The sequence below is a fragment of the Myxococcales bacterium genome, from assembly GCA_016703425.1.
In the GTDB taxonomy this organism is placed as follows: Bacteria; Myxococcota_A; Polyangia; order Polyangiales; family Polyangiaceae; genus JADJCA01.
Window position 1 is genome coordinate 615,812 of the sequence record JADJCA010000001.1, and the last position, 19,483, is coordinate 635,294.

Consider the following 19,483-nt stretch of genomic DNA (forward strand, 5'->3'; position numbering starts at 1 on the left):
CCCAGGGATACGCAAGCAGCAAGCAGGCCAAGTCTTCCAGAAGCGATGTGTACCTCTTCTTCGACGAGGCGGGGAGCGCGGCGCTTCAAACGTTCAGCCAAAGTCTCGCCATCGCTCATGAATCCGCGGTCTTTGCCGGGGCACGACGGCGCCGAAAGGCCAAGAAGAACGCGGTCGCGCTCATCAGGTAGTACGGGCTGTCACCCACGAGGCCGTAGACGGTTTGGCCCTTCATCCACTTGATCTCCGCATCCAGGGCCTCGACCTGAAAGGTGCCACCCTTCTTCACGACGCGCCCCGCAGCGTCCACCACCGCGCTCACGCCGCTGTTCGTGCTCCGAACCAGGAAGCGCCGGTGTTCGATGGCACGGAGCTGCGCGAGGGCCAGGTGTTGCCAGGGCTCGGCCGTGTCCCCGAACCAGGCGTCGTTGGTGATGTTGACCAAGAGCTCGGGCTCCGCGAAGCGCACCGCGGAGCGCACGAACGAGGGCAAGATGTCCTCGTAGCAGATCAGCATCGACACCTTGTGCGTCTGACCGCGCACCGCCACGAGGAGCGGGTCGAGCGTCTTGCCAGGGGAGAAGCGGCCGCTGTGCGGCGAAATCTTGTGGAGGACGGGAAACGTCTCGGCGAGCGGCAGGTACTCGCCGAACATGAGCAGGTATTGCTTGTCGTAGCGCGCTGTCGTCCGCCCTCGCTCGTCGGTGGAGAACGACGTGTTGAACAAGACGTCGCGCTCACGATCGGCCGATGAACGATAGACCACGGCGCCGAAGATCGCCGGCAGGCCGAGGCCCCCCGTGACGCGCTCCTTCAGCATCACGTCGGCGACCGCCTCGGGGAACGTGTACATGACCGACGACTCGCTCCACACGACGAAGTCGATGTTCTTCTCGGCCTTCAGCTTCGCCGTCAGGTCCTTGTGGCGCTGCACACCTTCCGCCGCGTTGCTGCGCTTTTGCATGAGGCCCATGTTTGCCTGGACGATGCCGACGCGCGCGGCGTCCGATGCGGCCATGCGCGCGTCGACGGAGCGGATGCGCGCCCAACCGTACACGAGCGTTCCAACGAGGGCGGCAGCGCCCACCACGAGCGGGCGACGGTCGAGGCCGCGGCCTTCCAGGCGCGCCAGGACGACCTCGCTCACGGCCACGTTGACGGCGACGAGGACGAGGCCCACGAGGATCGGTCCGCCGAGCTCCGCCACCTGGACCAGCGTCGGGACCGGCGTGAGGCTCGCGGCGGCGTACCAAGGAAAGAGCAGCGGATAGAGCAGCTCGGTCGTCGCGAAGGCCAGCGCGTAGGCGAGGGGACGGGACGCTCCGCGCTGTTCGGCGCGCGCGTAGAGCCACCCGAGCGCCGCGTGGCGCGCCCCTGGTAGGCGCAGATGACGAGCAAGAAGAAGAGGCAAATGGGCGTCGAGAAGCCGCTGAACACGCGGAGCATCTCGACGAGCCAATAGAAGCCGCCGAGCGTCATCACGGTCCCGTTGAGGAGGCCGAGCCAAGCGGCACGCCGCGGGGTTTGCCCCGCCAGCGCGACCATGAGCGGTGCCTGCGCGATGAACGCGAAGGGCCAGAGGCCAAACCCCGGGAAGCCCAAGAAGTAGAACGCGCCCCCCAGCGCGGCGAGCGCGAACGCGGCGTTTCGTCCGAAAGGAATGCGGCTCCCGGAACGCGCGACGCGCGCCTCGCTCCCGCTCATTTGGGCGCGCCCAAGACGTCCATGAGCTCGACATCGAAGACGAGCGTCGCGTTGGGCGGGATCAGAGGCGGGCTGCCTCGCGTGCCGTAGCCAAGGCTCGACGGGATCGTCAGCTTTCGTTTGCCGCCCACCTTCATGCCCAGGAGGCCCTGATCCCAACCGCGAATCACGTCGCCTTGGCCGAGCACGAACTCGAAGGGCCGGTCTCGCTTCCGGGAGCTGTCGAACTCGGTGCCGTCGGTGAGCTTGCCGACGTAGTGAACGGCGAGCCGCTGCCCCGCCTTGGCCTCTTTGCCTCGGCCCACGCGTTGATCGTCGAAGGCGAGCTTGCCCTCCGGCGGCGGCGGCGTCGGTCGGCCCGGCGGGGCAGACCCAGCCGCGGCGAGGCGCTGCGCGGCGGCAGGATTGAGCGCCGCCGACGCCGGCGGCGCGACCTTCGCGGGGGCCGCCACCTGAGCCGGATCGGTGTTGATGACCTCCGGAGCCGGCGGTGCCGTGAGGCTCGTGCACCCGATCAGGGAAGCGAGGAGAAGGCAAGACGGCACGGAAATTTGCATAGCGGGCGGGCACTATACCTGCCGTTTTCCGAAAGGTCACAAGGGGCCCACCGGGTCGGCGACCGACCCCGATCCAAGAACCACTTGCGCAAGAGGCCCTCGGGGCGGCATGTTCGAGTCTCGTGGCCCGCGTCCTCCACATCGAAGACGATCCTCGGAATCGGCTCCTCGTCCGAAAGCTCCTCTCGGCGGAGGGGCACGAGATCGTCGACGCGTCCGACGGCCTTGAGGGCGTGCGCCTCGCGCTGGCCCAGCGCCCCGACCTGGTGCTCGTGGATCTCAACGTGCCCGGACTCGACGGCTACGAGGTCACGCTTCGACTCAAGAACGAGCCCTCCTTGCGAGGCGTTCCGATCATTGCGATCACCGCCGAAGGTGAGCGCGAGACGAGCTTCGCCGTCGGTTGCGACGGCTTTTTGCAGAAGCCCATCGACGCGCGGGGCTTCGCCAAACAGGTGCGCCAATACTTGGGCGGCCACCGCGAGCCGATGGCGTCGACGCCCGACGTCGCCGGCGAACGCCTGCGCGCCCAGAGCGGCCGCATCGTGGCGCACCTCGAGGAGAAGGTCGCTGAGCTCTTGGGCGCCAACGAGCGACTGAAGGAGATGGATCGGCTCCGCACCGAGTTCTATCGCAACATCTCCCACGAGCTGGCCACGCCGCTCACGCCCATCGTGGGCTACCTCCGCATGATGAGCGACGGCGATCTCGGCGACATCTCGACGCCGCAACGCAAGGCCCTCCGCGCGATGGACGACTGCGTGAGGCGGCTGCGCTCGACGCTCGACAACCTCGTCGACGTGACGGCGCTCGAAACGGGGAAGATGCGCTTCTTCCACCGCGAGTACGACTTCCTCGACACGGTGCGGCGCGCCATCGCGCAGCAGGCCGACCCCATCGCCGACAAGAAGCTGGTGCTCCTCGAACAGCTGCCGCGCGGCCCCTTGCCGGCCTACGGCGACGCGGATCGGCTCAGTCGAGCCATGGGTCAGATCTTCGACAACGCCGTGAAGTTCAGCCCCGACGGCGGGAACCTCGGCGTCGGTCTTTGGGAGTACGAGACCACTTACGAGGTCGTGGTCGCCGACAGCGGTCCCGGCGTGCGGCCGGAGAACTCGGAGGCGATCTTCGAGCCGTTCCTCCAGCTCGACGGCTCGGTGACGCGCTCCCACGGCGGCGTTGGCGTTGGCTTGGCCATCGCGCGCCGCTTTGCCCGCGGCCTCGGTGGAGACGTGCGCGTCGAATCCGGTGCGACGATCCAGGGGCACCACCTGCCGGGCGCCGCCTTCGCGCTGACGGTCGCCAAGCGTGCACCGATGCTCGTCGAAGGCGCGACGTAACCGGCGCGGCTCATGACGACGTCGGCAAACGGGGGATCTGCGCGCGTCTACCTCGACTGGAACGCGACGACGCCACCGAGCGACGAGGTCCTTGCCGCCATGCAAAGCGCTGCCAAGGACGCGTGGGGCAACCCGGCCAGCGTCCACGGCGACGGCCGAAGGGCCCGCGCCCGCATCGAGGCCGCACGCGAGGCCACGGCGGCCCTCGTGGGCGCCGACGCGCGCGACGTCGTCCTGACCTCCGGCGGCACCGAGGCGAACAACCTGGCGCTCCGAAGCGCATTTCCCGAAGGCTCCAAGGGCCGCCTCCTCACGAGCCGACTCGAGCACCCGTCGATCGTCCGCCTCGCCGAGGCGCTCGCCGCGGAAGGACGAGCCGAGGTGGTCTGGCTACGCGTCCTCGCGAGCGGCCACGTCGATGTCGACGACGTCCGCGCCGCCCTCGCCATCGGCCCCGCGCGACTCGTGGCCGTGCAAGCGGTCAACCACGAGACCGGCGCCGTTCAGCCGCTCGAAGCCATCGCGGCGCTGCTGCCGCCGGAAACGGACCTCCATGTGGACGCGGTTCAGGCCCTAGGGAAGGTCCGCTTTCCGGCCAAGGTCGCGACCACGATGAGCGTGGCGGCCCATAAAATGCGCGGCCCCAAGGGCATCGGCGCGCTCGTCACGCGGCCATGCGCCAAGCTTGTCCCGCTGCTCTTTGGTGGCGCGCAGGAGCGCGGCCTTCGCCCCGGGACCGTCGACCCCGTCGGCGCCGCCGGCCTCGAAGCGGCCGCCAACTCGGCGCGAGCGAGCGGCCCCGTGCGCTACGCACGGGTGGCAGCCCTCCGCGACGAGCTCGAAGGGGCGCTCGTTCGAGAGGGCGGTCAGGTGAACGGTTCGGGCGAGCGCGCGCCTCACGTGCTGAACGTCTCCTTTTCGACGTGGCGCGGGCCCGAGCTGGTCGCCGCGCTCGACCTCGAGGGCGTGAGCGTGTCGAGCGGAAGCGCGTGCAGCGCCGGCACGGCTGAGCCGTCGCCGGTCATCGAGGCGATGCTGGGACGGGAGCGCGCCCGTGCGGCGATACGGCTGTCGCTCGGCGACGCCACCACAGCGGCGGAGGTCGCGCGCGTCATCGCGATCATGCGAAGGGTGCTGGCTCGCGCCGCGTGAGCAGCGGGGGACCGCTGGGCCGAACTACTGACCCGCCGCCTTCTGCGGCGCCGCCTCGGGTGTCCCGGTCTCGATGGGAACCCAGAAGGCGCGAACCTTCGCAGACGTGCCCGACCGCGAATACCCGGCGAGGCCGAAGAGCAGGTTCCAGAAGTGACCTTTGGGATCTTCGCCGTACGAGAAGAGCGGAAGGAGGTGGAACTGCCAGTCGAGGCCGCCGGCGACGCGCTTTTGCATATAGAGCGTGTTCGCCGCGACTTGCGTGACCGAATCGTCGCTTGATTCGGCGAAGCGCCAGTAGACGGGGAACCCAACGGTCGTGCGGCTCTTGGGGCTGGCGAAGTCCCAAAAGATCGGCGCCGCGACCGTGTGCGAGGAGCGGTCCTTGCGTCCCAAATAGAACAGCGGGTGCACGTCGGTCTCCCAACCGCGGATGTTCCGATTCACCGTCACGTTGGGAAAGAACCACCACGTGCGTGAGAGGCCGACGTCCTCGAAGCGGCCCACGAGAGGAGTCAGCCAGTCGGTGCCGCGTGGGCTCGACGACTTGTAGAAGAACGGCATCACGGCCCAGTGATGCAGATCGATGTCCTTGTCGGTGTAGCTGTAGACGAGCGGAACGATGGGACCCACGGCCGTGAACGACGTCGAGCCATTGCGCGTCGTCGCGTGGCTTACGAGGGGCGTCAGCATCGTGTCGCTGGTGGCGGTGGTGCGCCGCATGTAGCCGGGCACCACGAAGAGCGAGGAGTCCTCGGTCTTGCCGTAGTGGAAGAGCGGAAAGAGCGTCGTGTGACTCTCTCGGATGCCGCCCGTCGCTGGCTTGCCGCTGATGTGGAAGAAGAGCGGCGCCACGTCGAAGACGCTCCGCTTGGGATTGTCTTTCCAGATGAGCGGACCGACGACCGTCAGCGAGCTCTCCTCGAGCTCGCGCTTCTGCGTGTAGAAGAGCAGCGGCGGCACCAGCGTGTAGGTGCGGCGGTTTCCCTCGAGGTCGTTGTTGTCCCCTGAGAAAACCAAGGGCGCGACGCCCCAGTCGACGTCACGGCCGGTGCGGTCGCGGAAGTAGGGTCCGGCGAGCGTGAACGCGCCCTTCTCGCCCCAATGGGTCGTCGTGAGCAGCGCCGGGGAGTGGAAATACCCGCCGTCCTTGCGCGCCCCTTGGAAGAACAAAGGCGCGAGCCAGTTGTCGTGTTCGCCGGGGCCTCACGATGCGCAAAGGGGCCGGCCACGACCACATGGTTTTCGCGATCGCGGACGCGCCACGCGAGCGGAAAGAGCACGTCGGCGTCGACCTTGAGGGAGCGGCGCTGGTAGAAGAGGAGCCCCGTCAGCGACTCACGATCGTAGGTCTCGCGCGAGACCTGCCGGCCCGCGCGAACACCGCGCGTGTGCTCGAGGTAAAGCGGCGGGAGCAGGCGAATGCGCCGCTCGCCCTTCTGCTCTTCGAAGAGGGGAAAATACGACCGGCTCGCTTCGCCGCTAGGCTCCGGCGGCGAGCCTTGGAAATCGCTGCCGATGCGAGCCGACGTTTCGTCGCTGACTTTCAACGGGTCATCGGGCGCTTTGGGCGTGGGATCGAGGGTGCGAATGGCGCCCGCGGTGGGGCCGCTCGCCGGATCTGAAGCGTCACCCTGGGCCTTGGGCTGCGCGGGCGCAGGAGCCGAGGCCGGCGGCGGCGGCGTGCCGCGGCGGCCTTGGGCCCAGGTCGGTGGCGCGAGGGACGCGACGGCGATTCCCAGAGCCGCGGCCACCAACGCGTGAGGCGCCGCCGCGAAGCGGGCGGGCGATGCGGCAAGGGGGCGGACGTGGTCAGCCATCGGCGGGGGCCATATCGCCCCGCTTCCAAACCGCGGTCAAGCGTTTCCGCGGCTTTAAGGCGCAGCAGGCGCGGAACCGCGGTATGAAATCGACCGGTTTCGGGGCGCCGCGTGAAAAAGAAACGAATCCCTCGTGTCTGTGCCCTCGACTTGGGAGCGAGCCGCGTCGGCGTGGCGGTCTCCGATGAGCTAGGCCTCCTGGCGCACCCACGCGGCGTTTTCGACGGCAAGGACCAGCGCAAGCTGCTTCAGGCGGTCAAGGCACTCGCCGACGACGAGGCTCTCGATCGCATTCTCGTAGGACTGCCGCTCCACATGAGCGGCCGCGAAGGGGAGGGCGCGAAGCGCGCGCGCATGCTCGCCCAAGCCATCGCCAACGCCACGGGGCTAGAGGTTGAGCTGCTCGACGAACGGCTCACGACGGTCGAGGCTAAGCGATCGCTCCGCGATTCGGGCGTTCACGGAAAGAAAGCCAAGGCGCACATCGACGAAGCGTCCGCCGTGGTGATGCTGCAGGCGTGGCTAGACACGAGGCGTCCATGAGCGACGCGCCGAAGAAGCCGTCACGAAGGCCTAGGAAACGAAAGGCTCGGGCCCCGGCGCCCGAGGCGGGCCCCGTCGGCCGGAGGGTCGTGGTGCATGGCCCGCTCGCCTGGTCGCTGCTCGCCCTCGGGGCGCTTCTCACGGTCAGCGCGTTGCTTCTGTTCGTCGTCTACCCCGAGCTGCGAAACCCCGGCGTCGGACGCGACGTCGAATTGGAGCTCGAAGGCGACGAAGCGGCACCCGCGCTCGCCGCTCGCCTGCACGCGGCGGGCACGATCCGCTGGCCGACCGTGTTTTCGGTCTACGTGCGCGTGCGGGGAGTTCCTCGCGGTTCGATGGCGACGGCCGGCCCCCATCTCGTCGCCGACGACTTGACGCCGCGAGAGCTGCTCGATCGGCTGGCACGCAGCGGTGCGCGCACCAAGGTCGTCATCCCCGAAGGCTTCACCACCTTCGACATCGGCAAGCGCTTGCACGGTGCGCGCATCACCGCGCGGCGCGCATTCTTGAGCGCGACGACCGACAAAGCGCTCCTCGACGCGCTCCGCATCGATGGCGCGTCGGCCGAGGGCTACCTCTTCCCGGCGACCTACGAGTTTCCGCAAAACAGCGGCGCCGCCGACGTGATCCGCCGCATGAAGCTCGAGTTCGATCGGCGCTACGCCGCCCTCGAGGAGAAACACGGGTCCGGCGTCAACGAGCTCCAGAGCTCCCTCAACTGGGGACGCAAGGAGATCGTGACGATGGCCTCACTCGTCGAAAAGGAGGCCGTGATGGACGACGAGCGACCGATGATCGCGGCGGCGTTCCTGAACCGCCTGCGCGATCCCAAGTTCCAACCGAAGCTCCTCCAGTGCGATCCCACGGCGGGGTACGGATGCCTCCTCGACCCGACCATCGCCTCCTGCCGAACGTTCACCGGCAAGATCACGCCGCAGCTCGTCGCCGATCCCGCGAACCCCTACAACACGTACAAGCACCCGGGCCTTCCGCCGGGGCCCATCGCCAATCCGGGCGCCAAGTCTCTGGAAGCCGTGATGGCCCCGGCGGTGACGCGAGCGCTCTACTTCGTCGCGAAGGGCGGAGGTCGTCATACGTTCTCGGAGAGCTACGGAGATCACCACGCTGCGGTGAAGGGAAAGGCCCCCGCACCGAGAGACGCCGGCGAGGCGATCGACCCGCGCCCATAGCGTTCGGGCGTTTCCGGACCCCGGACCGGAGCGCGAAAATCACGTACCGTTGCCGCGATGGCCGAGATGCTCCTTGCTGGCGACGTCGGAGGAACCAACGCACGACTTTCGCTTCTCTCGCGCGATGGCCGCAAGGTCCTCCGCCGTGACGCGCTGCCCAGCCGCGAATACCCAAGCCTCGAAGCCGCCGTGCGAGTGTTCCTCGGCGACGACCGGGTCAAGGCCGCCGCGATCGGCGTCGCGGGCCCGGTGCTACGGGGGCGATGCAACGCCACGAACCTCCCCTGGAGCATCGACGAACGCGCCCTCTCCAAGCGACTCGGCATTCCCAAGGTGACCCTCCAGAACGATTTGGTCGTCGCCGCCTATGGGGCCCTCGAGGCGCCCCCGCGAACGGTCGAGCTCTTGTGGGGCGAACGGAGGCCGCGAGGAACCGGTGGCAACGTCGCCATTTTGGCTGCCGGGACCGGCCTCGGAGAGGCCGCGCTCGTCTGGGACGGAGAGCGTCACGTGTCGCTGGCGACGGAAGGCGGTCACGTGGACTTCGCGCCGCGCTCGGAGCTGGAGGCGCGGCTCTTGCTCTTTCTGAGGAAGCGCCTTGGCAAGCGCGTGAGCTACGAGCGCGTCCTCTCGGGCCCTGGCATCGGACACCTCTACGACTTTTTTCACGGCGCCGAGGGCGCCCGTGAAACGGCTCCCAACCTGACCAAGCTGGCAAAAGCGACGGACCGAAACGCCGCGATCACGGAGCTTGCGCTGTCGAAGAAGAGCCGTCCGGGTGCCCGCGCCATCGACCTTTCATGTCCCTCCTTGGCGCCGAGGCGGGAAATCTCGCGCTCAAGACCCTCCCCACCGGCGGCCTCTTCATCGCTGGAAACATCGCCGGACACCTGTTCCCTAAGCTTGGGGCGAAGCGCTTCTTGGAAGCGTTCTTCGACAAGGGGCGAATGGAACCGTTGCTGCGTCGCGTCCCTGTCGCCCTCGTGACCGACAGCGACGTCGGGCTCCGCGGGAAGCATGCGTCTCGTCCGCGACCTCTGACGACACCTTGGGCCGGCGCTTTGCCCGGACCGTGGCGCGCCCGGGCTCGTAAAGGCGGGCACCGTTCCCGAGCGCGCCTAACCGTTGTAGAAGGGCATCATGATGCTCGACCCGAGAGCCGAAGAGCTCGCGATCCAGACGGTGAAGACGCTTTCCATGGACGCGGTCCAGAAGGCGAACAGTGGCCACCCCGGCACGCCCATGGGCCTCGCCGACATTTCCGTGGAGCTGTTCTTGCGCTTCTTGCGCTACGACCCGAAGGATCCCGCGTGGCTCGGTCGCGACCGCTTCGTTCTCTCGGCTGGCCACGCGTCGATGCTCCTCTATTCGATGCTGCATCTCGCCGGCTACGACCTCCCGCTCGCGGAGCTCGAGGCCTTCCGCCAGTGGGGCTCCAAGACGCCCGGGCACCCGGAGCACGGGCACACGGCGGGCGTCGAGACGACGACCGGGCCGCTGGGCCAAGGCGTCGGCAACGCTGTGGGCATGGCCCTCGCGGCCCGCATGATGGAGGCGCGTTTTGGCGAGCCGGTGAAGGGCTCTCGCGTCTACGCGATTTGTTCCGACGGCGACCTGATGGAGGGCGTCAGCGCCGAGGCGTCGAGCATCGCGGGCCACTTGGGCCTCTCGAACTTGGTCCTCATCTACGACGACAACCGCATCACCATCGAAGGTGAGACGGAGCTTGCGTACTCCGACGACGCCGGCAAGCGCTACGAGTCGTACGGCTGGTTCGTGCAGCACGTCGACGGACACGACCGCGCAGCCATTCGCGCGGCCCTCGAGCGTGCGCAGGCGGAACAGAAGCGCCCGTCGATGATCGTCGCGCGTACGCACATCGCCCATGGCGCCCCCCACGCGCACGACACGGCGGAAGCGCACGGCGCGCCGCTTGGCGAGGACGAGATCGCCGCTACCAAGAAGGCCATGGGCTGGGACCGCCCAAAGTTCGCGGTGCCCGATGAGGTGCGAGCGCTCTTTGCGGCCCGCGCGGAAGAGAACGCGACCTACAAGGCCGAGTGGCAGAAGCGCTTCGACGGCTGGCGCGCGGCCAATGGCGAGCGAGCCAAGGAGCTTGATTCGTTCCTGCGGCGCGAGATGCCCAGCGATCTCTACGCGAAGCTCATCGCCGCGCTTCCCGCCAAGGAAGACGCGACGCGCAACCTGTCGGGCGCCTTGCAACAGGTCGTCGCGAAACACGTACCGTCCCTCGTCGGCGGCTCCGCCGACCTCGCGCCGTCGACCAAGACGTGGCTCAAAGACACGCCCGGCGTCAAAGCCGGCAGCTACGAAGGCAAGAACCTTCATTTCGGGATCCGCGAGCACGGCATGGGCTCGGTCTGCAACGGCATGGCGCTCTACGGTGGCTTCATCCCCTACGGCGCCACGTTCCTCATCTTTAGCGACTACATGCGCCCGAGCATTCGACTCTCGGCGCTCATGGAGCAGCAGTGCGTCTGGATCTTCACGCACGACTCCGTGTTCCTCGGCGAGGACGGGCCAACGCACCAACCGATCGAGCAGTTGTGGTCGCTGCGGCTGACACCGAACCTGCACGTCGTTCGCCCCGCCGACGCCCTCGAGTGCGCAGCGGCGTGGGCCATGGCCATGGAGCGCACCAAGGGGCCGACGGCCTTCGCGCTCTCGCGACAGAAGGTCCCCAACCTGAAGCGCCCCGATGGCTTCGACCCCAAGACCATCCTCCGCGGCGCGTACGTCGTCGAGGATGCGGCGGGCACGCCTGACGTCGTCCTCGTCGCCAGCGGCAGCGAAGTAGGGCTCGCCATCGGCGCGCGAGCCAAGCTCGAAGCTGCGGGCATCAAGACCCGCGTCGTCAGCGCGCCGTGCCTCGAACGCTTCGCGGAGCAAGACGCCGCCTATCGCGCGTCGGTCCTTCCGCCGGGCACCAAGCGCGTCGCCATCGAGGCGGGCCGCGGTGAGCCGTGGAAGATGGTGCTCGGCGAACACGCGCTATGCCTCGGCATCGAACGCTTCGGCGCCAGCGCGCCCGACAAGATTCTCGGCGAAAAATTCGGCCTCACGGTCGATTCGGTTTGGACGAAGGTCCAGGCCTACGTCCGGGGCTGACGGCTAAGCCAGCGACCGAGCGCCATCATGGGGCGTTCGATAGGCCGCCGGCCGCGTGGTCGATGATCCACACGATCGACCCCTTGATTGAGCGGAGCACGCGGCCCGGCGTCTTTTCGAGGTCGCCCGTGGCCGACCAAATACGCTCGAGCGCCGCGTGCTTTTCGGCGCCGAGGACGATGACAACGGCGGCGCGCGTCTTCTCCAAAACTGGCGCCGTCAATGTGAGCCTCGCCTCCCGGCCCTCTCGCGAAGGCGTCGCGATGACGTGGCGATCGCGCAGATTCACGGTGCCGTCGCCGGGAAACAGCGAGGCGGTGTGACCGTCGGCCCCTATGCCGAAGACGATGAGGTCGAAGACGGGCGCGCCGCCGTCGGTGGGCACCCGTTTCAACAGCGCCTCTTCGTAGGCGCGCGCCGCCGCGTCGAGGTCGGCGCGCTCGCCCTCGAGTCGCGCCACGTTCGCGCGCGGCACCTTTGCCGGCGTGAGGAGAGCGGCGTCGATCATTCGAAAGTTGCTCCGGTCACCGTCGGCGGCGCCGGCGCGCTCGTCGACGAGGAAGACGTGAATCTTCGTCCAATCGAGCCCCGGCGCGTCGGCGAGCAGCGCGTAGGCGGCCTTCGGCGTCGAACCGCCACTGAGCGCAATGAAGGCTTGGCCACGCTCCGATAGAGCCTTGGCGATGGCCTTGGCCATCCGCGACGCAGCCTCGCGCGCGGCCTCCGCGGGGTTCGCGACAGCCGACAAGAGTCCCGGCACGACCTTGGTAGTCATCCGGTGCACACCAGTTCTTCCCCGATCTCGTCGGCGAACTTCGCCGACTCGACGAGGGCGGCATCGTAGGGCGCGCGGTGCAACGTTCGCTCGAGGAGGCGTCCGCCCTTGTTCGCCCCAAGGCGCACACGCTGTTCCGTCGCGCTGGGAACGCCGTCGGCGGCGAGGCGCCACACGAGGACGTCGGGCTCCGTGTCGAGATCGCGCTGAACGACGCCGCGCAGAGTAACGCCCCCCGACTCGGCCTCGAGCGTCACGCTCGTAAGCGCCAAGGGAGCCACCTGCGGCGGGCGCGGCGACGACGAGAGGACCAACTGAATCGGCTCACCATCGGCGCGCGAGAGCCGGACGTGCCCCCCGAGGCGCGCCATCTTCCAGTCAAGCCGCGTCGCGAGCCAGCCCAGCAACAGCGTAAGCTCGGTCCCGAGGCGCGCTCCCGGCTCGCCCGCCTGGCGCAGCTCCAAGCGGCGCACGCGCGCCGCGTGACCCACGAGGCCGGGGTCGTCGAAGAGCCGGGCGATCATCTCCTGCCACGAGAGGAGCCGCGTCCATGCGAGGTCGGCGACGTAAGGCGTTCCCGTGCCAGCCGCACCGGGCGGCGCCAGCGAGCCCCCGGGAACCATCGACGGCGGGCGCGACGACTCGCGCATCGATGCCACGCGCGTCCGCGCCCAACGCGTGAGCGACAAGAGGCTCGAGATGGAGGTGTATTCCGTGTCGAGGACGACGCGGGTCGCATCGCCCGCGAGGCCCACGAAGATCGGGTCACCCACGTGAACGCGCCCGAGCCAAACAAGCGCCGTGGGCATCTCAGGAACGCGAAGCGCGTCGACGACGCTTGCCACACGCGCGGACACCGCGCCCGACGCGCGAAGGATGATTCGCTCGGAGCACGTCCCGTCGACGCCGCAGACGGCCGACACGTCGGACGAGAGGCCATCGGGGCCCTCGGGATCCAACGCGAGCAGGATGGCCCGCGCGGGGATCGCGCTCGTGACCTCGTCGACGATCGCTTGGTAGCGGTCGACCACATCGGGCGCGCCCACGACCAAGAGGTTCATGGTGCACGCTCGCGCCTTGTTCGGCTCGCCATCGACGGGGAGCCACACCTCGCGCAGCCGCGCCTCGACCTCCGAGACAACGGCGCCGACCCGCGTCACGGCTTCCTCCATCGGCGCCCGTCTTTCGCGAGCAAGTCATCGGCCTGCTCCGGTCCCCAAGCGCCGCCCACGTAGGTCGGCGGCGGCGCGCCGCCTTGAGCCCAGGCTGCAAAAATCGGGTCGACGAAGGCCCATTGATGCTCGACCTCGTCGCCGCGCGTGAAGAGCGTAGCCTCGCCGCGCATCGCGTCGAGGAGCAGGCGCTCGTACGCTTCCGGCGTGTTGGAGCCGAAGGCGGAGCCGTAACGAAAGTCCATGGCCACCTCGCGCAGGATGGTGTGTTGGCCCGGCTCCTTGGTGATGAACCGAATGGCGATGCCCTCGTCGGGCTGGATGCGCATCGCGAGGACGTTCGGCGTGATGCCGCCGTCGGGCGCGCGAAAGAGGGTGTGCGGCACCTTCTGGAAATGCACCGCGATCTCCGTCACGCGGCGCGCCATCCGCTTGCCGGCGCGGACGTAGAACGGCACGCCGCTCCAGCGCCAGTTGTCGACGAGCACCCGCATGGCCACGTAGGTCTCAACCTGCGAGTCCTTCGCCACGTCGGGCTCTTCGCGGTACGAGGGCACCTCGTCACCACGCACAAGGCCGCGGCCGTATTGGCCGCGCACCACGTTCTGGTGCACAAGCGACCCCTCAATGGGCCGGAGCGAGCGCAGGACCTTCACCTTCTCATCGCGGACCGCGTCGGCGTCGAGCGAGATCGGCGGCTCCATGGCCGTGAGGCAGAGCAGCTGCATCAGGTGGTTTTCGACGATGTCGCGGGTCACGCCCGTTTGCTCGTAGAACTTGCCCCGTCCTTCAACGCCGATCTCTTCGGCCACCGTGATCTGCACGTGGTCGACGTGCTCGCGCGACCAAACGGGCTCAAAGAGGCTGTTGGCAAACCGGAACACGAGCAGGTTCTGAACGGTCTCCTTGCCTAGGTAGTGGTCGATGCGGAAAAGCTGCCGCTCGTCGAACACGCGGAGGAGCGTCTCGTTCAGCTCGCGCGCGCTCGCGAGATCGTGACCAAAGGGCTTTTCGACGACGACCCGGGTCCAGGGCGCGCCGCGGCCGCCGAACGCCGCGACGAGCCCCGCTTCCTTGAGACCGCTGGCGATGGTGCCAAACTCGGCTGGCGAAACGGCGAAGTAGTAGAGGCGGTTTTGGCGCGTACCGCGCTCTTGATCGAGCTTCTCGAGGTGGGCTCGCAGGCTGTGGTAGGTGGCGGCGTCATCGAAGCTGCCGCGGACGTAAGACACGCCCTTTTCGAAATCACCCCAGACCGCGGGATCGATGGGCTTGCGCCGCGAGAACCGATCGAGCCCCTCGCGCATCTCTGCGCGAAATCCCTCGGTCGACTTCTCGCGCCGAGCAACGCCAACGACCGCGAACGCGCTCGGCAAGGACCGACTGACGGCGAGGTTGTAGAGCGCCGGCATCAGCTTTCGCCGGGTCAAATCACCGGACGCGCCGAAGATCACGACGGCGCAAGCGTCACCGGTTCGATCGTCGGCAAGGCCTCGTCGCAACGGATTGTCGATCATGTGCTCCAGCTCCACGGAGAGTGCGTTGGTCCCTCACCGGGCTCTCGCGCTGGGAAACGCAAGCAAGCCCCGATACGGCGTACGGCAGGCGAGGACCGCCAGGCTACCTGATGCGCCTCCCGTTCATGAAGGGGCGACGAGAATGATTCCGCCGTTCTTCGCCCGGCGGCGCACGACTGCCCACACGCGCCCATTGCCAGGTGACGAGGCGTGCTTACCTTCCTCGCCATGTTGCAAACCGGAACGCGGCTCGTCGGCTACGTCGAAGTCAAGGTAGGCACCACCGTCGTCACCGTTCCGGTTCAGGAGGCCGACTACGATCGCGACAGCGACACCATCGCGCCCGGCGGGCTGTTCCAAGACGAAGCGGGCGCCTTCGGCATTTTGGTCGACAGCGCGGCGCCTCCCGACGTGGTGAAGGAGCGCATCGCAGAGGCGGCGGAAGAGGCCGCGCGAATTCTCGCGCGCAAGCACTTGAACTAGCGTTCCCAGCGGACGCGTGGGGCCAACTGTCCCGAATCATTCCCGCGCCTTAGCGGCAGAAACGTTGGCGCCGCCGGTCGGGGCAAAAAGAGCACACTAGATCCTTTCCGCTCCTTCGGCGTCTCATGGAGCTGTGGACCAAGAAAGCTCGAACCGCCCGACCGCCGCAACGCCAAGCACTGACGGACGGACCGCCCCAGAGCCTACGCTCGCGAGCCCGGCCCGGAGCGCGCGCGGCGCGGTGCCCGGGTGGCTGATTGCTGTGGGCCTTGCCTCCGTCGCCGCCTCTGTTGCGGTGGGCTACACGCTGGCGGGTCGAGGCTCGGCGACCGCGAAGTCCACTAGGGCCTTCGCGGGAACGCTCACCAAGGTCATCCGCTCCGGCGACGGCGCAGCGCAGCTCAAGGCGAAGAACGCCAAGGGCGAGGAGATCTCGCTCGCGGAGGGAACGAAGATCGGGCCCGGCACCGAGCTCAAGACCGACGCGCGCGCGCGCGCGCGCATCGAGCTCGACGACGGCACGGTCCTGGCGCTCGACCGCCAGACGACGGTGCGCTTCGAAGCGGCCCCGCGCACGATGCGGGTCACCGAGGGCGTCGTGATGGCGGACGTGCTTCGTCAAGAGGGCGCGCCCCCTGCGATCTTTCTCACCGAGAGCGGCGAGGTGGAAGTCACCGGCACGAAGCTCGCGCTGACGGCGACCGCGGATCGAACCAGCGTCGAAGTCCTTCGCGGGACCGTCGAGCTCAAGGACGGCTCCCAGAAGGTCACCGTGAGCGCCGGCCAGGAAGGGATCGCTGCGAAGGGCGCGAAGCTTGAGCTGGCGCCGGTCCAGGGGTTGGCGCAGCGGCTCGCCTTCGGCGAAGGCCTCGGCAAGGCGATGCACAACGAGGACGGCGATCTGCCCGTCAGCGGCCTCGGCGAGCTGCGGGCGAAGAAGCCCGGCAAGTCCGACGAGAAGGACCGCGCCGTGCGCCTCTCGAATCACAAGGTCAAGGTCCGCATCGCTGGCGGTGTCGCGCGGACCGAAATCGACGAGGTCTTCAGCAACGACAGCGACGACGAGCTCGAGGGCATCTACCGGTTTCCGCTCCCACCGGGCGCGCAGATCGAGCGGCTGGCTCTCGAGGTCGACGGCAAGCTCCTCGACGGTTCGTTCGTCGACAAAGCCAAAGGCGCGGCCATCTGGCGCGGCGTCATTCAGAACGCCGCGCCGAAGACGCCGAAGCCGAAGGAGGAGATCTTCTGGGTGCCCGGCCCGTGGCGCGATCCGGCGCTCCTCGAGTGGAAGCGCGGAGGGCGCTTCGAGCTGAAGATCTTCCCGATCCCCAAGCGAGGCTCGCGACGCATCGTCATCGCCTACACGGAGAACCTTGCGCCCGTCGCCGGTGTCCGCCGCTACACGTATCCGTTGCCTCAATCGACGGCGAGCGAGCTGCGCATCGGCAACTTCGACCTGGACCTTCAGGTGCTCGGTAGCGATCCCAAGAAGGCGGTTCGTCCGCGCGGCTACGAGCTCAAGCGCGCTGGCGCTGGGCCCGCGGCGGACGGGGCAGGGGAGCGCTTCGCGATGGCCGAGCGTGACTTCGTGCCCACCGGCGATCTCACCGTCGAGTACGCGCTCGCCGATCGCGCGAGCGACGTGACCGCGTGGGGCTACACGTCGAACGAGGGCGGGACGCCCGAATCCTACGCGGCGCTGGCCCTTCGTCCGAAGTTTTCCACGTGGGGCGAGACGAAGCCGCGCGATGTTGTGCTCGTCGTCGACAGCGGACGGTCGATGTTCGGCGAGCGCTACCAGCGCGCCAAGCGCCTCGCTGTGCAGATCGCCCAGGAGCTTGATCGGCGAGACCGGGTGACGGTGCTCGCGTGTGACATCTCGTGCCGCGAAGCGCCCGGCGGTCTTGTCAACGCCGGCGGCCAAACGGCCAAGGGCATCGCGGATTTCCTCTCGGGCATCGAGCCTGACGGCGCCACAGACCTCGTCGGCGCGCTGCGTCGCGCCGCGAGCCGACGCGACGCGTCCCGCGACGCTCGCGTGATTCTCATCACCGACGGCGTCGTGGGCGCAGGCTACCGGACGCCGGAGCGCGTGATGCGCGAAGCGAAGGACGCGCTCGGCGACGCGCGCACCGCCCTCGTCGCGGTCCCCATCGGCGCCGACGCCGACGTGCGACTGCTTGAGGGAGTGGCGCGCGCCGGCGGCGGCCTCGTCGTCCCCTACGCGCCAGGCCAGACGCTCGAAGGTACCGCCGTCGACGTCGTCACCGCCTCCTACGGCGCGGGGCTTCGCGACGTTGAGGTGACGTTGCCCGAAGGTTTGGCCGATGTTGCGCCTCGTGCGCTCCCCTCCATCCGCCCCGGCGGGGAGCTGGTGCTCGCCGCGAAGATGACGCGAGAAAATGTCCGCGGCGACGTCGTCCTCCGCGGTCGCGTCGCGGGGCAGCCCTTCGAGGCCAAATACCCCGTCGACCTGCGAGCCTCGACCAACGCCGGCAACGCCTTCGTGCCGCGCGTCTTCGCGGCCGCGCGCATCGCCGACATGGACGATCGGGCGCGCACGGACGCGGAGCGCGCTGAGGTCGTCAAGCTCTCGCAACGCTTCAGCGTGCCGTCGCGACACACGTCGCTCCTCGTCTTGGAGAGCGAGGCCATGTTCAAGGCCTTCGGCATCGACCGCAACTCCGTCGCGCCAACCTGGACCGGTGAAGAATCGGCCGACGCGACGACGGTCGCGACGCTGGCCACGGGAGCCGAAGATCTGGGGGGGAGCCTCGGCGGCCTCGCAGCAAACGGGTACGGCGACAAGGACAACGGCCCGAAGGGCGCCGCCGCGGGCTTTGGTGGCGCGGTCGCGTCGCGCGCCACCCGCGACGAGTTCGCCGTCGGGCAAGGCGCGCCAGCCCCGAAGGCGCCGGCGCCGGCCGCCGAGAGCGAGGCCCGCCCGTCGCCCATTGAGGAGGCGAAGAAGTCGAAGGAGGACAGCGCTCAACGAGAGCGCGCCGCGCAGCCTTCCACGGCTCCCACCATGGCCCCGCCGTTGGCGCGCCGTCCCCCTCGGCCGCCGAACTTCGGGCGCGGCCAGTGGATGAAGCGCATCTTCGTAAGGCACGCCAACATCAGCCAGACGAGCGCACCGCCCGTCACCCCCGCGCGCGTGACGGCGGCGCGGGCGGCGGCCCAAGCCGCGCCCGACGAGCGGAACAAGCATCGCGATTTGGCGCGCCTGCTCAGCGCGAACGGCGCCCTCGACGAGCTCGGCGACGTCTTGGCCCGGTGGTCCGCGAGAGACCCGATGGACGCCGACGCCACGGCGATGCGAGCCGATCTCGCTGCGCGCGGCGGCGACCGAACGCGGGCCTTGCGTGTTCTCTCGGGAGTCGCGGCGGCCGGGCAGGCCGACACCACGACGCTCGAAGCGCTCGCCCAATCGCATGAGCGCGCCGGCGACCAGGACGCGGCGTGTGCGTTCCGCGTGTCGGTCGGTGAGCAACGCGTCGTCGACACCAAGGGCATCCTCACGGGCGTCGACGTCGAGCGCGTGGGGCGAGCCCTCGCGTGCGAAGAGCGCGTTGGTCGAGGCAGCGTTTGGCTGAGCGACCTCAAGGATCCGGCAGCGGTCGAGGCGGCGGCGCGGAAAGCCAAGACCGACGTGGGGCGCGAGTCGTTGCGGGGCGACATCGTCGTCGAAGCCACGTGGGATGCTTCCGCAGGCGCCGACATCGATCTCGCGATCCTCGACCCGAACGGTCAACGCTACTCATGGGTCTCGCGCAGCAAGAACGTGCGCGCGCTCGACCCCACGAGCCGCACCCGCGAGACGCTCGCCCTCGCCTCAAGCGGCGCCGGCCCCTTCACGCTTGAGCTCGCACGTGCCGCAGGGCAGGGCCCCGTCCGCGTGCAGCTCACCGTTCGCGCCCTCGGCGAGCAGTCGTCTTTCCCGGTGGTCTTGAGCGGGCCGGTTTCGACGGTCGGACGCGTGCAGGTCCGCTTCGACGAGGAGTTTATCCCAGTCCCCGGCCCGACGGGCGCGCCCTTCGAGGTCTTCCGATAGAACGCGCCGGCGCCTGCGCGGCTCCGCCGTGCGGGCGCCCTGACGTT

14 protein-coding genes are annotated in these 19,483 nt (G+C 68.7%); 8 read left to right on the top strand and 6 right to left on the bottom strand.

Going from position 1 to position 19,483, the window contains the following annotated elements; translation table 11 throughout:
• Positions 1-115: 115 nt before the first annotated feature.
• A complete protein-coding gene (gene lnt / locus IPG50_02620) occupies positions 116-1,411 on the bottom strand; it encodes an apolipoprotein N-acyltransferase (GenBank protein MBK6691090.1) in 1,296 nt (431 codons plus the stop codon).
• A gap of 289 nt (positions 1,412-1,700) precedes the next feature.
• Positions 1,701-2,261 (bottom strand): FKBP-type peptidyl-prolyl cis-trans isomerase, encoded by a 561-nt coding sequence (locus IPG50_02625; GenBank protein ID MBK6691091.1) that lies wholly within the window; start codon positions 2,259-2,261, stop codon positions 1,701-1,703.
• 122 nt (positions 2,262-2,383) lie between these two features.
• Between IPG50_02625 and IPG50_02630 the strand changes: the two genes are divergently transcribed.
• Positions 2,384-3,601: a hybrid sensor histidine kinase/response regulator gene (locus IPG50_02630; GenBank protein ID MBK6691092.1), complete on the top strand. Its 1,218-nt coding sequence runs from the start codon at positions 2,384-2,386 to the stop codon at positions 3,599-3,601.
• Between the two features lie 12 nt (positions 3,602-3,613).
• Entirely contained in the window at positions 3,614-4,753 is a 1,140-nt protein-coding gene (locus IPG50_02635; protein ID MBK6691093.1) for a cysteine desulfurase, read from the top strand.
• Positions 4,754-4,777: 24 nt separating this feature from the next.
• On the opposite strand, the gene IPG50_02640 is transcribed toward IPG50_02635, so the two are convergent.
• Positions 4,778-5,926, bottom strand: a complete 1,149-nt coding sequence (locus tag IPG50_02640; protein ID MBK6691094.1) for a hypothetical protein — start codon at positions 5,924-5,926, stop codon at positions 4,778-4,780.
• 773 nt (positions 5,927-6,699) lie between these two features.
• On the opposite strand from IPG50_02640, the gene ruvX reads away from it, so the two are divergent.
• The 4 genes from ruvX (at position 6,700) to tkt (ending at position 11,435) form a co-directional block, all read left to right on the top strand.
• Positions 6,700-7,116, top strand: a complete 417-nt coding sequence (ruvX, locus tag IPG50_02645; protein MBK6691095.1) for a Holliday junction resolvase RuvX — start codon at positions 6,700-6,702, stop codon at positions 7,114-7,116.
• Positions 7,117-7,232: 116 nt separating this feature from the next.
• Complete coding sequence (gene mltG / locus IPG50_02650) at positions 7,233-8,306, top strand: endolytic transglycosylase MltG (protein ID MBK6691096.1); 1,074 nt, start codon at positions 7,233-7,235, stop codon at positions 8,304-8,306.
• Between the two features lie 57 nt (positions 8,307-8,363).
• Positions 8,364-9,293, top strand: a complete 930-nt coding sequence (locus IPG50_02655; GenBank protein MBK6691097.1) for a glucokinase — start codon at positions 8,364-8,366, stop codon at positions 9,291-9,293.
• Positions 9,294-9,449: 156 nt separating this feature from the next.
• Positions 9,450-11,435 carry a transketolase gene (gene tkt / locus IPG50_02660; GenBank protein ID MBK6691098.1) on the top strand — a complete coding sequence of 662 codons (1,986 nt, stop codon included), beginning with the start codon at positions 9,450-9,452 and terminating at the stop codon, positions 11,433-11,435.
• Positions 11,436-11,460: 25 nt separating this feature from the next.
• Here the strand turns inward: tkt and pgl are convergent, their stop codons facing one another.
• From pgl to zwf, 3 genes are read right to left on the bottom strand one after another with little or no spacing between them, the layout of a single operon-like run.
• On the bottom strand, positions 11,461-12,210 hold the full coding sequence (pgl, locus tag IPG50_02665) for a 6-phosphogluconolactonase (protein MBK6691099.1): 750 nt from the start codon (positions 12,208-12,210) through the stop codon (positions 11,461-11,463).
• A complete protein-coding gene (locus tag IPG50_02670; GenBank protein MBK6691100.1) occupies positions 12,207-13,370 on the bottom strand; it encodes a glucose-6-phosphate dehydrogenase assembly protein OpcA in 1,164 nt (387 codons plus the stop codon). The genes pgl and IPG50_02670 overlap by 4 nt, the downstream gene beginning before the upstream one ends.
• Positions 13,367-14,899, bottom strand: a complete 1,533-nt coding sequence (gene zwf, locus IPG50_02675; GenBank protein MBK6691101.1) for a glucose-6-phosphate dehydrogenase — start codon at positions 14,897-14,899, stop codon at positions 13,367-13,369. The genes IPG50_02670 and zwf overlap by 4 nt, the downstream gene beginning before the upstream one ends.
• Before the next feature lie 228 nt (positions 14,900-15,127).
• Between zwf and IPG50_02680 the strand changes: the two genes are divergently transcribed.
• Both IPG50_02680 and IPG50_02685 read left to right on the top strand, forming a co-directional pair.
• A complete protein-coding gene (locus IPG50_02680) occupies positions 15,128-15,382 on the top strand; it encodes a hypothetical protein (GenBank protein ID MBK6691102.1) in 255 nt (84 codons plus the stop codon).
• Positions 15,383-15,644: 262 nt separating this feature from the next.
• The gene (locus IPG50_02685; GenBank protein ID MBK6691103.1) at positions 15,645-19,436 is read left to right on the top strand and encodes a FecR domain-containing protein; all 3,792 of its coding nucleotides are present in this window, start codon (positions 15,645-15,647) and stop codon (positions 19,434-19,436) included.
• The last annotated feature ends 47 nt before the right edge of the window (positions 19,437-19,483 follow it).